This window comes from Pseudomonas sp. LB1P83, from assembly GCF_054897885.1.
On the sequence record NZ_CM142709.1, the window covers coordinates 2,260,933 to 2,274,959 of the forward strand.

At 59.9% G+C, this 14,027-nt stretch carries 14 protein-coding genes; 5 read left to right on the top strand and 9 right to left on the bottom strand.

Annotated elements, in window-relative coordinates; translation table 11 throughout:
* The first annotated feature begins 7 nt into the window (after positions 1-7).
* The 3 genes from ACYZTY_RS10540 (at position 8) to ACYZTY_RS10550 (ending at position 3,337) form a co-directional block, all read left to right on the top strand.
* Positions 8-355: a BON domain-containing protein gene (locus tag ACYZTY_RS10540; RefSeq protein WP_461958413.1), complete on the top strand. Its 348-nt coding sequence runs from the start codon at positions 8-10 to the stop codon at positions 353-355.
* 151 nt (positions 356-506) lie between these two features.
* Positions 507-1,130, top strand: a complete 624-nt coding sequence (locus ACYZTY_RS10545; RefSeq protein WP_461958414.1) for a DJ-1/PfpI family protein — start codon at positions 507-509, stop codon at positions 1,128-1,130.
* 143 nt (positions 1,131-1,273) lie between these two features.
* Positions 1,274-3,337: a 2Fe-2S iron-sulfur cluster-binding protein gene (locus ACYZTY_RS10550; RefSeq protein WP_461958415.1), complete on the top strand. Its 2,064-nt coding sequence runs from the start codon at positions 1,274-1,276 to the stop codon at positions 3,335-3,337.
* Between the two features lie 12 nt (positions 3,338-3,349).
* Here the strand turns inward: ACYZTY_RS10550 and ACYZTY_RS10555 are convergent, their stop codons facing one another.
* Positions 3,350-4,009, bottom strand: coding sequence for a carbonic anhydrase (locus tag ACYZTY_RS10555; protein WP_461958416.1), 660 nt, complete (start codon positions 4,007-4,009; stop codon positions 3,350-3,352).
* A gap of 180 nt (positions 4,010-4,189) precedes the next feature.
* Entirely contained in the window at positions 4,190-4,657 is a 468-nt protein-coding gene (gene cynS / locus ACYZTY_RS10560; RefSeq protein WP_461958417.1) for a cyanase, read from the bottom strand.
* A gap of 122 nt (positions 4,658-4,779) precedes the next feature.
* On the opposite strand from cynS, the gene cynR reads away from it, so the two are divergent.
* On the top strand, positions 4,780-5,676 hold the full coding sequence (cynR, locus tag ACYZTY_RS10565; protein ID WP_461958418.1) for a transcriptional regulator CynR: 897 nt from the start codon (positions 4,780-4,782) through the stop codon (positions 5,674-5,676).
* Here cynR and ACYZTY_RS10570 read toward each other — a convergent pair.
* From ACYZTY_RS10570 to ACYZTY_RS10590, 5 genes are all read right to left on the bottom strand, one after another.
* Positions 5,662-5,964: a hypothetical protein gene (locus ACYZTY_RS10570; protein WP_461958419.1), complete on the bottom strand. Its 303-nt coding sequence runs from the start codon at positions 5,962-5,964 to the stop codon at positions 5,662-5,664. The two genes, cynR and ACYZTY_RS10570, sit on opposite strands and share 15 nt — an antisense overlap.
* 132 nt (positions 5,965-6,096) lie before the next feature.
* Positions 6,097-6,426 (bottom strand): hypothetical protein, encoded by a 330-nt coding sequence (locus ACYZTY_RS10575; RefSeq protein ID WP_461958420.1) that lies wholly within the window; start codon positions 6,424-6,426, stop codon positions 6,097-6,099.
* 517 nt (positions 6,427-6,943) lie between these two features.
* Complete coding sequence (locus ACYZTY_RS10580) at positions 6,944-7,447, bottom strand: GNAT family N-acetyltransferase (RefSeq protein WP_461958421.1); 504 nt, start codon at positions 7,445-7,447, stop codon at positions 6,944-6,946.
* 49 nt (positions 7,448-7,496) lie between these two features.
* Positions 7,497-8,126 carry a glutathione S-transferase family protein gene (locus tag ACYZTY_RS10585; protein WP_461958422.1) on the bottom strand — a complete coding sequence of 210 codons (630 nt, stop codon included), beginning with the start codon at positions 8,124-8,126 and terminating at the stop codon, positions 7,497-7,499.
* Between the two features lie 116 nt (positions 8,127-8,242).
* On the bottom strand, positions 8,243-10,192 hold the full coding sequence (locus ACYZTY_RS10590; RefSeq protein ID WP_461958423.1) for a DNA topoisomerase III: 1,950 nt from the start codon (positions 10,190-10,192) through the stop codon (positions 8,243-8,245).
* Positions 10,193-10,474: 282 nt separating this feature from the next.
* Between ACYZTY_RS10590 and ACYZTY_RS10595 the strand changes: the two genes are divergently transcribed.
* Entirely contained in the window at positions 10,475-10,843 is a 369-nt protein-coding gene (locus ACYZTY_RS10595) for a DUF427 domain-containing protein (protein ID WP_461958424.1), read from the top strand.
* Positions 10,844-11,002: 159 nt separating this feature from the next.
* On the opposite strand, the gene lldD is transcribed toward ACYZTY_RS10595, so the two are convergent.
* On the bottom strand, positions 11,003-12,151 hold the full coding sequence (gene lldD, locus ACYZTY_RS10600; protein WP_461958425.1) for an FMN-dependent L-lactate dehydrogenase LldD: 1,149 nt from the start codon (positions 12,149-12,151) through the stop codon (positions 11,003-11,005).
* Between the two features lie 234 nt (positions 12,152-12,385).
* Complete coding sequence (locus ACYZTY_RS10605; RefSeq protein WP_461958426.1) at positions 12,386-14,008, bottom strand: MFS transporter; 1,623 nt, start codon at positions 14,006-14,008, stop codon at positions 12,386-12,388.
* Between the last annotated feature and the right edge of the window lie 19 nt (positions 14,009-14,027).

Here is a 14,027-nt window from a genome sequence, read left to right on the forward strand (position 1 = left end):
CTGCGCCATGAAACTTCATTCTTTTCAGCATTACTCCCACGATCTGGAAATGGTCGCGCACGACACGTGGATTACCGCCAGGGTGAAGTCGGCCCTGGCATTGGCCGACACCACCCTCGGCCTGCAAATCCATGTCAAAACCCTGGCGGGTACGGTGGCATTGAGCGGGCGAGTCAACACCCATAAGCAGTGCGAGCAGGCGGTTGCGCTGGCCCGCTCGGTGCCGGGTGTCGTCGAAATCGATGCCCGGGAATTGCTGACCCACGTGTTCACGCCTGGCAGTAATCCAGTTCCTCCCAACGCCGAAGAAACCTCCGAACGTCGGCCATCATCGTCTGACCAGGACGACCATTGATCAGGGCGACCTTGTGAGTATGGCGCTCCCGTCCACCGGGAGCGCCTCGACGCGGGCATTTCAGCTCAAGCAACAATGGATTGCGTTTTTTGGGTGTTCTCTCATGTGAAGCAAAGGCGGACTATCTGCCGATCCCTGAGAGGTTTACCCGATGAAACGCGTCCTCATGTTGTTGGCCAACGGTGTCGAGCCGCTGGAAATGGCGGCTTTCACCGATGTGCTCGGTTGGGCCAATCTGCTTGGCGACCAACCCGTGGAATTGATCAATGCCGGCCTTCGGCCGCAGATCATGACGACCTTCGGGCTGTCCCTCAATCCGGCTCATTTGTTGAGCGAAGTTGACCTGGGCAGCTTCGATGCCTTGGCCTTGCCCGGCGGATTTGAACCATCGGGCTTTTATGAAGAGGCCTTGAGCGAGCCATTTCTGGAGGTCATCCGGCACTTTGTCGCGGCCGATAAAATCGTCGCCAGTGTCTGCGTGTCGTCGGTGTGCCTGGGCGTTGCCGGGGTGCTGAAAGGCAAAGACGCGACGACCTATCACCAGGTGGGTGGCAAGCGCAAAAACCAGCTGGTTGAATCCGGTGCCCGTTTTGTCGACTGGCCCGTGGTGGTTGATGGCCGCATCATCACCTCAAGTGGCCCCGGCACTGCTACGGAAGTCGCCTTCGTGCTGCTGGAACACCTGACCAGCGCGTCGAACGCAGCCAATATCCGCCAGAAAATGCGTTTTCCGACCCCGTCTCGCCAGTGGTATGAAACGCCGCAAGTACCTTGATCCGGCACACCCTTCATCTGCTCCGTACATCCGACGAACCGCCATAGTCCGACACGGCGAACTACGCTTCAACGCCTGAGCCACAAAAGCCAGCGCAGGCTTGCGGGCGAAAGACACCTGTTTACCAAGGCGTAGAGGTCGTCATGAATCAGTCGCAAGAGCAGGGCGCGTCACCTTGGCATGCGGGCGAGCGGCAGCTACAGGAAAGCGTCGGTGTGGCCGAGCGCATGGAAGTCTTCGGGCGCAAGGTGGTGCGCGATTATCTGCCCGAGCAGCATCAACTGTTCTACGCGCAACTGCCGTATCTGTTGGTGGGCGCCGTTGATGAGCAAGGCGTGCCGTGGGCGACCCTGATTGAAGGGCCGCCCGGATTTGCGCATTCGCCGGATCCCCACCAGTTGCAACTCGAACGCCTGCCCGCCGAGGGCGATCCCGTCAGGCCCGCGCTCACGGCGGGCGCCTCGGTGGGGCTGCTCGGTATCGATCTGAAAACCCGCCGCCGCAACCGAATGAATGGCCGCATCAGCACCGCCACCCAAGGCGGTTTTGCGGTTGCCGTCGAGCACGCCTTTGGCAATTGCCCACAATACATTCAGCTACGTGCCGTCGACCCTGGCACGTTGGGCCGCCCTTCATCTGCTGTGGCCGTCGAGCGTTTCGATGAACTGGACGATGCCGCCCGGACGACCATTGGCAACGCCGATACCTTTTTCCTTACCAGCTACGTAGACCTCGATGGCGACCCGAAAAAGCGCTCGGTGGATGTCTCGCATCGAGGCGGCAACGCAGGCTTCGTGCGAGTCGAGGGCAACGTGCTGACGATCCCGGATTTCGCCGGCAATCTGCACTTCAATACCTTGGGCAATCTGCTGCTCAATCCACGGGTCGGGCTGCTGTTTGTCGACTTCGAGTCGGGTGATGTGCTGCAAGTCGCGGGGCGCACCGAGATTATCCTGGAGGGTCCTGAAATAGCGGCGTTCCAGGGCGCCGAACGGCTTTGGCGAATGACGGTGGAGCATGTCGTGCGTCGCGCCGGCGTGCTGTCGCTGCGCTGGCAATTTGAAGGATTCTCCCCCAACAGCCTGATGACCGGCAGTTGGCAGCAGGCTGAGGGTCGATTGCAGGCCGATGCCCTGCGCGATCAATGGCGATTGCTGCGTGTGGCCCGTATCGTTGAAGAAAGCACCAGCATCCGTTCGTTTTACCTGGAGCCAACCGACGACGCCGGCTTGCCGCGCTTCGAGGCCGGGCAGCATTTGCCCGTGCGTTTTTGCCTGGCCGAGGGGCAGGCGCCGTTGGTGCGCACTTACAGCCTGTCGAGCGCGCCGTCGGACAGTTTTTTCCGCATCAGCGTCAAGCGTGACGGGCTGATTTCATCGCATCTGCACGAGCGTGTCCGCGAGGGCGATCTGATCGAAGCCCGCGCGCCACAGGGTCGGTTCACGGTGAAAGCGGATGAGCGTCGGCCGCTGGTGCTGCTGGCCGCGGGTGTCGGCGTGACGCCCTTGTTGTCGATGCTGCGCGAGGTGATCTACGAAGGCGAACGCATCCGCCGCACTCGACCGACCTGGTTTATTCAAAGTGCCCGCAGCCTTGCTGAGCTTGGGTTTCGCGAGGAGTTATACGAACTGGCCACCCGTGCCAAGGACTCGGTACGGGCGCTGCGTCTGCTCAGCCAACCCGAGGACCATGCCCGGGAAGGTGAGGATTTCGAGGTGGCGGGGCGAGTCGACATCGAGTTGCTCAAGGCGTTGCTGCCGCTGGACGATTACGATTTCTACCTGTGCGGGCCCGGTGCTTTTACTCAAGGGATTTACGACAGCTTGCGGGCCCTGCGCATCGGAGATGAGCGCATTCATGCGGAGACATTCGGTCCTTCCACGCTGGTGCGTCTGCGCGACCAACTGAGCCCTGCGCCGGCACAAGTACCGGCAGCGGACAGTTCGGTGAAAGTGGTGTTTTCAGCGTCGGCCAAGGAGGCACGCTGGGAGCCGGGTGGCGGGAGTTTGCTGGAACTGGCTGAAAGCCGTGGCTTGAATCCGGACTTCAGTTGCCGTGGCGGCTCGTGCGGGACGTGCCGGACCCGGTTGCTCAGCGGACAAGTGCATTATCTGAACATGCCCGCCGAGCTGCCGGCGCCAGGGGAAGTATTGATCTGCTGCGCGGTGCCGGCCAAGGGTGATGAGCCCTTGGTGTTGGAGATCTAGTGCTGTCACCCATCAAGCGGCTTCAACGGCTTTGCCGTAAACGGCGCAGGTGGTCGGGTGTTCGGCGAGCGACACGAACGCGCGGCTGCCGGCCTCCAGGGCGTCGACCGAACCGGTCTCAATGTCGTAGACCCAGCCATGCAGGTTCAGCTGACCTTTTTCCTGGGCCAGGCGCACGCTCGGGTGCGTCTGGATATTGGCCAGTTGCGCGATGACGTTCTCGCGGACCATCGAACTCACCTTCGCCGCGTCATCGGCGTGAGGGCGGGACTCGTTGATGACCTTGGCCGATTCGGCGTGTTGCAACCAGCCGCTGACGGCCGGCAGGTGATCCATGCATTTGCACTTGGCGACGGCGGTCATGGCGCCGCAATCCGAGTGGCCGCAGATCACAATGTCCGTGACGCCCAGTACCGCGACCGCGTATTCGACCGTGGCCGAGACGCCGCCCGGGTGGGGACTGTAGGAGGGCACGATATTGCCGGCGTTGCGGATCACAAACAATTCACCGGGCTCTTGCTGGGTCAGTAGTTCAGGCACTACGCGACTGTCAGAGCAGGTGATGAACAACGTGCCGGGATGTTGGGTGGTGGCCAGGTGTTTGAACAGATCGGTGCGTTGCGGGAACGCTTCTTTCTGGAACTTCAAAAAACCTTCGATGAGCGCTTTCATGGTGATGTCCTCTTGAATCGGATGGTTGCCCTGTAGCAGCTGTCGAGCAACGCGAGGCTGCGTCCGACTGCGGAGCAGTCGCATGGGGCTGCGAAGACTTCGGTCGAGCGCGACCCCGGCTCGGACGCTGCCTCGCGTTGCTCAACAGCTGCTACAGGGAATTGCGCGTGTTCAGATCGGTTAGAAAGGACGCAGTGGCAGGAACTTGCCATCAAGGGTGATCACAGCGCGGTGGCCGCCTTCTGGATCCTCGACTTTCTTCATGTCGAGCTTGAAGTTGATCGCGCTGATGATGCCGTCACCAAACTGCTCATGAACCAGGGCTTTCAAGGTGGTGCCGTAGATTTGGATCATCTCGTAGAAACGGTAGATGGTCGGATCGGTTGGTACACCCGAGAGGCTGCCGCGCAGCGGGATGATTTGCAGGCGGGCCACGGCGTCGGCGTCCAGGTCCAGTTTTTCGCCAATCACTTTGGCGGCGGATTCCGGCAGCGGATGCTGGCCGAGCAGGGCGGCGGTGACGTAGGCCAGGCCCAGGCCGGTGCCGTCAGTCAGGTCCTGCCAGGAAAGATTTTTGCGGGCCTTGGCATCGAGAATCGACGTGGTCAGGGCCAGACTTGGGTCGTTGTAAGCGTGGGACTGTTGCATGGTTTTTCTCCTGTCGGGGTTGTGTTGCTTGGGTGTGAAGCAATCTTCTGCCGATTGATCCATAGCGTCCAAGACCGATATACAATGCTGAGCATAAGTCCTGCCTATAGATGGTGTGCCCCATGCTGCTGCGACATCTGCGTTATCTGCTGGCGGTTGCCGACCACGGCGGCTTCACCCGCGCCGCCGAGGCGCTGCACGTTTCACAACCGACCCTGTCCCAGCAAATCCGCCAGTTGGAAGAAACCCTGGGCGTGAGCCTGTTCGACCGCACTTCGCGCACGGTCAAACCGACCGATGCGGGCGAGGCCTACATCGAGTGCGCACGTCGAGTATTGGTGGAACTGGAAGCCGGCAAGCGGGCGCTGCATGACGTGAAGGACTTGTCGCGCGGCTCCTTGCGCCTGGCCATGACACCGACGTTCATGGCGTATCTGGTAGGGCCGTTGGTGCGCGACTACGTGGCGCGGTTTCCCAACATCCACCTGCAAATTTTCGAGTTGTCGATGGATGACATCGAGGCGGGGCTGGCGGATGACTCGCTGGACATCGCCATCGCGTTTACCCAGGTCAGAAATGCCGACATTGAGTCGATCCCGGCGTTTACCGAAACCCTGGGGGTGATGGTGGGGCGGGATCACCCGCTATATGAACGCAAGGTCGCGCTGTCCGCTGAAGAGGTGGCGCAACTGGATTTTGCGCTGCTGGCCGCGGACTTCGTCACCCGCACGCGCATCAATGAGTATTTTGCTCAGGAGCAGATCACGCCGAAGGTGGTGATCGAGGTGAACTCGGTGAGCACGTTGCTGGAGGTGATTCGGCATACGGCCATCGCCACGATCCTTCCGGAGCCCATCGCCACCCAGGACCGGGCACTGCGCAAAATTCCATTGCTGGGGGAAGCGCCTACGCGCGGGGCGGCGCTGCTTCGGCGCAAGAACAACTATCACAGCGCGGCGTCTGTGGCGTTCATGAATCTGGTGTTGGGCACGGGGGCGACGGAGTCAGTCGTCCAGTGATTGGCAGACGCCATAGGGGGCCTTGCCCGTGGAACTCACGGTCACTGAGTCGTCATCGGCGAGAACGATTGAAATCGTCACGCCTGATCCCTTGGCTTCGAAGCGGCGTTCGCTGATGGCTTTGGTGTCGGCTTCTTTGTTGTTGATCAACACCGGACCGTCCTGATCCGCGTGAATGATGATTTTCCCGGGGCATTCCACATCGAATGAAGGAACGCCTTCGACACTGTTTGCTTGAGCAATATTTGCGGTGGCCAGTAACAGCAGGAATGTCAGGGTATTGTTCATCGCAAGTCTCCATGGGCACAGCAGCGAATACGCTTAACAATAGCTGTATTTGCTGGGCACGAGACAAACAAAAAAAGGCCCCGCTCGATACTACGAGCGGGGCCTTTTTTTTATTGATTAGCCGCGGGGGTATCAGTAGAACCGGTCAATCACCCGAACTTCATTCTGGTTCTGCATCGAGGCCCACGCCTGTTTCAGCGTTTGCAGAACATGACCAATGAAGTCCTTGTCGGCCGCGGCTTTCTTGCCGACGTAGCCCTGGCCGCGACGGTACATCTTCAGTCGGGCAAGCAGGTTCTGGTTGTTCTGGTCGAACTCGGTTTCGTGGGCGTGCGGCGACAGGCAGTCCATATGCACCTGACCCGACTTGCTGATCCACAGAATGTGGCTGTCATGGCTGTCTTTTTGCGCAGCGAAGATACCAGCCAGTTCATCGATAGTAGGTTGATTGTTCAGATTCATAATATGCCCCTTGACCATTTGGTGATCTTTCAAAGTTGATTCGCTAATACAGGTAGCCCATCGGTTAGTTGATCCCTGGCACCGAAACCAGGACGTCAGCGGTCGGCCGTCAATTCAACGGGGTCTCGCGTCTGTTGCATGTAGTCGTGTTGAATAACTGCTACGCAATAGCGTCACAACGAAGAGAAGCAGCGAAAACCTGGAGGCCACCGCCGACTTTTGAGGGTCGGCCACAAGCTTCATGAGGATTGATCGCCAGCGCTTCTCGTCCTTGTACTGGACGTTCGGGCCAGGTCAGCTTCTTCAATCTGCCTTGTGGGCAGCGTGTATCCGGGAAAACAGCTCGGCGGTCAGACGAGCTTGCTCAAACATGTTGCTGTACTCCCGATCGGGGAGATGTCTGCATCATGCAAGGGCAAATCGGAGGCGTCAACCGTTATGTAGTGATTATTTTCAGTCACTACATATTGTCGGACAAAGCGCTTTGGAATTAAAAAGAGGAGCCACAACGTGCCAGTCAGGACGATGGCTGCGGGCTTTGGAAGCGGTAAAAGGTGCAGGGATAACCATCTACCGGTCGCTGATGCAGGGTGAATTCATCACCCGCGAGCTGGGGCATCACCCTGGCCCAGAACCGCCGTGCAGGCGGGTTCGCGTCGATGTGGAAAATCTGCCATTGACCGGGGAACCGGCTCAAGAGGGTGGAAACGACAAACTTCGCGACACCTTGGCCACGAAAGCGCCGACTGATAAACAAGTAGCCGATGTTGTGCTCGGCACCCTCGATATGAACGTCGCCGTCCACGGTCACGAATCCCGCGAGCTCACCCTCCACCTTGATCAGAAACGGGCGGGTCGCGGGGTTGCGCCAGTAATCCAGTTTTGGCTGGATATTGTAGAACCCGTTCTCGTCGAGTTTCAGTGGCAGCCACTCGCTGAAGTCGTGCATGTAGAACTGCATCAGGTTTTCGATCGTTTCCAGTTCATCGCGGTGTGCGACGTGCAGTTCTATCGAAGGCATGCTGGCTCGCTCCAGATCGCAGGGCCATCCGTGGCCCTTTCGGGATCACTCAGTGGGGCGCGAAGTCGTACGTCCCACCTGTCTTCAACGCAGCAGCGTAAGCAGGGCGTGCCTGAAAGCGTTGTACCCAGGCCGCTACATGAGGGTAGTTGCCCAGTTTGCCCTGAGCCCGGGCGATCTCGCCGATAAAGCTCATCTGGATATCCGCAGCGCTGAATTCATCACCGAGCAGGTAATCGGATTGACTCAATGCCGTGTCGAGGTAGCCGAGGTAGTTCGCCACTTCCGAGTTGATGCGCGGATGCAGCGGTGCACCGGCCTCACCCAGACGCCCGACGTACAGGTTCAACATCAGCGGCAGCATGGCCGAGCCTTCGGCGAAGTGCAGCCACTGGACGTATTCGTCGTAGGCGGGGGTCGACGGATCGGGTTGCAGGCGCCCCTGGCCATGGCGGCGGATCAGGTAGTCGATGATCGCGGAGGACTCGATCAGTTTCTGCGCGCCATCCTCAATGACCGGCGATTTGCCCAGGGCGTTGATCGCTTTCAATTCCGGCGGTGCAAGATTGGTTTTCGGGTCGCGCTGATAGCGTTTCAGTTCATAAGGAATTGCCAGCTCTTCAAGCAGCCAGAGAATCCGTTGGGAGCGGGAGTTGTTCAGGTGGTGCACGATAATCATAAACAAGATTCCTGTAGCAGCTGTCGAGTGAAACGAGGCTGCGTTGTCTTTTCAGAGAATGGGGCCATCGCCAAGCTTGAAGAACACTAGACCATCACTGCCCATTCGAAGTGCCATCAAGCTTTGCTTGCCGGTTTTGCGGCGCGTTTGACGCCCGTCGACGGCTTGCGCTTGGCCGGCTTTCGTTTGTTTTTCCATGGTGCAGCACCCCGACCGGCCGGGCTCGCTGGCCCACTGATGGTCAGGCTCAGACCGGCGCAACGGGCAACTTGTTTGCTCATCCACGCGGCCTGTTTTGTGACGAATTCTTCCAGGCTCATGTCGCCACTTTGCACCATGTCCAGCGCCTGTTCCCAGATGGCCGTGGTGCCGGGGTCGGCAATGGCGCGCGGCACTGCATCGATCAGGCTGAAGGCGGCCGGGGTCGCAGCCAGGGCTTTGCCGTTCTTGATCAGATAACCGCGGTCGAGCAGGCCCTGGATGATCGAGGCGCGGGTGGCTTCGGTGCCAATGCCGGTGGTGTCCTTGAGCTTCTGTTTGAGCAGCGGGTCTTCCACCAGTTTGGCGACGTTCTTCATCGCTTTGATCAGGTCGCCTTCCGTGAACGGCTTGGGCGGTTGAGTCCAGAGGTCCTTGAGCTTTACATCGGCCACCTTGCAGTCACACCCTTCGGCCAATGCCGGCAGTGTTTGCGGTGCCGGTGCCTCGCGACCCTTCGCCGGGGCGAGCGCTTCGGGCAGGGCACGTTTCCAGCCGGGCTCGACGATCTGCTTGCCGACGGCACGCAAGGCTTCACCGGCGCAATCGAAGTCAGCCTGGGTTCGGTCGTATTCATGGTTGGGCAGAAACTGCGCCAGATAGCGCGCGCGGATCAGGGTGTAGACCGCGCGCTGCTTGCCCACCAGTCGATCAAGATGCTTGGCCGCCGCCGTCGGGATGATGCCGTGGTGAGCCGTGACCTTGGCATCGTTCCAGGCGCGTGAGCGGCGCTGTGGCTCCAGGTGATCGTTCAAGGCGTTCAGCGATGGATCGGCCTGCCGGAGCGCGGCGAGAATGCCCGGGGCTTCGCTGTGCTGACTCAACGGCAGGAAACCGCAATCGCTGCGCGGGTAGGTGATGACCTTGTGGGTTTCGTAGAGCGCCTGGGCGATGTCGAGGGTTTCCTGGGCGCCGAGCCCGAGCTTCTTCGAGCAGACTTCCTGCAAAGTGCCCAAGTCGAACGGCAACGGCGCGACTTCACGCATCCGCTCGGTGCGCAGCTTGATCACCCGGGCACTCGCCGCGCTGCTGATGGCGGCGGCCGCTTGCTGGGCCAGCGCCTGATTCAGGCAGCGATCCTGATCGTCACAGACGTCGGATACCGCGCGCCACTGGGCGGTGAACGCCGTGCCGTCGTGCAACAGTTGCACGTCGATGGCCCAATACGCGACCGGCACGAAGTCGGCAATGCTGCGGTCGCGATCCACCACCAGCCGCAAGGTCGGTGTCTGCACCCGGCCCACCGGCAACACGCCCTGATAGCCGGACTGTCGCCCCAGCAGCGTGAACAGCCGACTCATGTTCATTCCGATCAACCAGTCGGCCCGGGAGCGTCCCAGCGCCGAATGATAGAGGCTGAAGGTCTCGACACCCGGTTTGAGCGCCGCCAGCGCCTTGCGGATCGACGCATCATCCAGCGCCGACAGCCACAGTCGCCGGATCGGCCCGCGATAGCGGCAATGCTCGACCAATTCCCGGGCAATCATCTCGCCCTCACGGTCGGCGTCGGTGGCAATCACCAGCTCATCCGCCTCGCCGAGCAAGCGTTTGACCGCCTTGTACTGGCTGGCCGTGCGCGGTTTGACCGTCATCTTCCATTTTTCCGGAATGATCGGCAGATCCGCCAGCACCCAGCGCTTGTAGCGCGCGTCATAGGCATCCGGCGGTGCGGTTTCCAGCAGATGGCCGATGCACCAGGTCACCGTGACATCCGTTCCCAGCCAGCAACCGTCGCCCCGACGCTTGGCGCCGAGTACTGCCGCGATGTCTTTGGCCTGGGAAGGTTTTTCACAGAGGTACAGCTGCATAACCACCGTCGTTCATCAAATGTGCAAGAGGTGCACAGAATGGCCGGTGCTGAGCAATGGATCAATCTTTATCTGTATGGATGTACAGCAAAGCTGTTGCGTTTGTTTGCGGCAGGTAAAACGGCCCGTTCGGCTGCGGGGCCGTCGTGTCGGCGAATTTTGGGTTATACCTGACAGTCGTGGTCTCAGGTTTTGGGGCTGCTGCGCGACCCATCGCGGGCAAGTCGGATCGCCGCGCCGCACGCTCCCACAGGTCCATCACCGTCATGAGGAACGTATTCCATGAAAAGCAACGGTCCCAGTCCTGTCATCACCATCGCGGAGCAGCCAGGCATCCTGCTGGTGAAGTTTCACGGTATTCAGGTGGCTGCATCCTCGCGCGCACTGGTGCTGCTCGAGGCCAATTATCCTCCGGTCTACTACGTTCCATGGGAGGACATTGCCGAACAGTATTATGCCCGTACCGATCACACGACCTATTGCCCGTACAAGGGCGACGCCACTTATTACAGTCTGCAAATCCCGGGGCATGAGGGCGCTAACGCGGTGTGGCGCTATGAAAAGCCTAAAGTGTCGGTCGATCAGATACGCGGCTATGTGGCGTACTATCCCGATCAAGTCACGTTTGAGGTGCTCAAAGACGTTGAGTGAGGCCCGCGAAAATGCCACGGCGGCCCCCTGTAGCAGCTGTCGAGTGAAACGAGGCTGCGATCTTTTGACTTTGCTTTTGTAAAAACAAGATCAAAAGATCGCAGCCTCGTTTCACTCGACAGCTCCTACAGGGAATAGGGGCGTTTTCAGCGTCAGTATTCAGCCCATTCGTACCGCTTCGATCAGCGTCGATTCATCAATCTGGCCAATCGAAGTCACTCCGGTCAGCGTCATGGCCACGCGCATTTCCTTGGCGAAAATATCCAGCATATTCTCAACTCCGCGTTGACCATCGGCCGCCAGTGCATAGGCCATGGATCGCCCCAGCAATACGCCTTTCGCACCGAGCGCCAGCATCCGCACGACATCAAGCCCCGAGCGAATACCCGAGTCGACCAGCACCGTCAGATCATTTCCCACCGCCTGCATGATCGGCGGCAAGGCCTTGGCGGTGGAGAGTACGCCGTCGAGCTGCCGCCCGCCGTGGTTCGACACCACGATGCCATCCGCGCCAAAGCTGACTGCGTCCCTGGCATCCTGAGGGTCGAGGATGCCTTTGATGATCATCGGGCCTTTCCAGAAATCACGAATCCACTCCAGATCGCTCCAGCTGATCGAAGGGTCGAAATTATTGGCCAGCCAGCCCATGTAATCTTCGAGCGTGACGGCTTTGCCCAGGTACTTCGAGATGTTGCCCAGGTCGTGTGGACGGCCCATGACGCCGACATTGAACGCCCAGTCGGGCCGGGTCATGGCCTGAAGCATTCGCCGCGAAGATGCAAAAGGACCTGACATGCCGGAATGCGCGTCCCGGTATCGGGCGCCGGGCGTGGGCATGTCGACGGTGAACACCAGGTTTTTTACCCCGGCGGCCTTCGCACGCTCCAGGGCGTTTTTCATGAAGCCCCGGTCTTTGAGCACGTACAGCTGAAACCAGATGGATTGCTGGCTCTGCGCCGCGACTTCCTCGATCGAACACACCGACACGGTTGAAAGGCACAGGGGAATGCCTTTGTTTTGCGCTGCCTTGACCGCCTGCACTTCACCTCGGCGGGCGAACATGCCCGTCAGGCCGACTGGCGCCAGGATGACGGGCATTGAAAGCGGTTGATCGAAGAGGGTGGTTTCCAGGCTAAGGGTTTCGACGTTTTTCAGAATGCGCTGACGCAGGCTGATGCCTGCGAGATCGGCGCTGTTGGCCCTCAGCGTATGCTCTGCATAAGCGCCGCCATCGATGTAATCGAACAAAAAACGCGGGAGTTTGCGACGTGCTGCCTCGCGGTAGTCGGATGCGGATGAAATGATCATGGTGCCTCGGTCTGTGAAATGGCGGGGCTGCCGATGTCGTTGAGCTTAACCTGTGGCGAGGGAGCTTGCTCCCGCTGGCCTGCGCAGCAGGCCCAAAACAGCCGCCTCGGTGTGTCAGATCAATCGAGTTGGCTGGATTGGGGTGACTTCGCCACCCAGCGGGAGCAAGCTCCCTCGCCACAGAGGCCACAGAGGCCACAGAGGCCACAGAGGTCTCAGGGGATTGTGGTGGGCTCAGTTTTTATCGAGATCCACGTTTTTCGTCTCACGCAAACAGATCATCCCCACCACCAGACTCACCGCGGTAATCACCACCGGGTACCACAGCCCATAGAAGATGTCCCCGGTATACACCACCAATGCAAACGACACCGTCGGCAGGAAGCCGCCGAACCAGCCGTTGCCGATGTGGTAGGGCAGGGACATTGAGGTGTAGCGGATGCGGGTCGGGAACAGTTCGACCATCAGCGCCGCCAGCGGGCCGTAGCACATGGCGGAAATGATGATCAGCACCACCATCAGCGCTACGATCATGGCCTTGTTGACCTGTTGCGTATCGGCTTGTGACGGATACCCCGCCAGGGTCACCGCACCGCGCAGGGCCGCTTCGTCGAAGCCATCAAGCTTCACGTCACCGACGCTGACCTGCACGCCGCTACCGGCCGGCGCGGCTTCGCTGCTGTAAGGCAGGCCCTGTTTGACCAGGAAGGTTTTGACCTTGTCGCACGGGCTGTCAAATTTCGCCTTGCCCACCGGATCGAACTGGAACGTGCAAGTGGCCGGGTCCGCCAGCACGGTGATCGGTGCCTGACGGCTGGCTTGGTCGATGGCCGGGTTGGCGTAGTGGGCGATGGATTTGAAAATCGGGAAGTACAGCGCGGTGGCCAGCAGCAGGCCAATCATCAGTATCGGTTTGCGCCCGATCTTGTCCGACAGCCAGCCAAAAAAGATGAAGAACGGCGCGCCGATAATCACGCTGACAATCAGCAGACTGTTGGCCAGCGCCGGGTCCATCTTCAGGAACTGGGTGAGAAAAAACAGCACGTAGAACTGCGCCGCATAGAAGGTGACGGCTTGCCCGGCGTTGATGCTGAACAGCGCAATCAGTACGACTTTGAGGTTTTCCCATTTGCCGAAGGAATCACGCAGTGGCGACTTGCAGAGCTTGCCTTCCTCTTTCATTTTCACGAAGGCCGGCGACTCGTGCAGGCTCAGGCGAATCCAGGTCGAGATGCCCAGCAGAACGATCGAAAACAGGAACGGAATCCGCCAGCCCCAGACTTCAAACTGGTCACCGGTGAAGTAGCGGCAACCCAGTACGACCAGCAGCGACAGCAACAGGCCGAGGGTCGCAGTGGACTGAATCCAGCTGGTGTGGAAGCCGCGTTTACCCATCGGCGCGTGTTCGGCGACATACGTCGCGGCGCCGCCGTACTCACCGCCCAGGGCCAGGCCCTGCAGCATGCGAAGCACCACGAGGATGATCGGCGCGGCGATGCCGATGCTTGCGTAAGTCGGTAGTAGCCCGACGCAAAAGGTCGCCACGCCCATGAGGACGATGGTCGCGAGGAAGGTGTATTTACGCCCGATCATGTCTCCCAGCCGTCCGAACACCAACGCGCCGAATGGCCTCACGATGAAACCGGCAGCGAAGGCCATCAGCGCAAAGATGAACGCCGTGGTGTCGTTGACCCCGGCGAAAAACTGTTTGCTGATCACCGCCGCGAGGGCGCCGTAGAGGAAAAAGTCGTACCACTCGAAAACTGTCCCGAGTGACGACGCGAAGATGACTTTGCGGGTGTCTGGGCTGGTGTCGACGCTGCGCGCGGCATCCAGCGGCTGAACATGTTCTGACATATCGGTATCCCTCACAGTG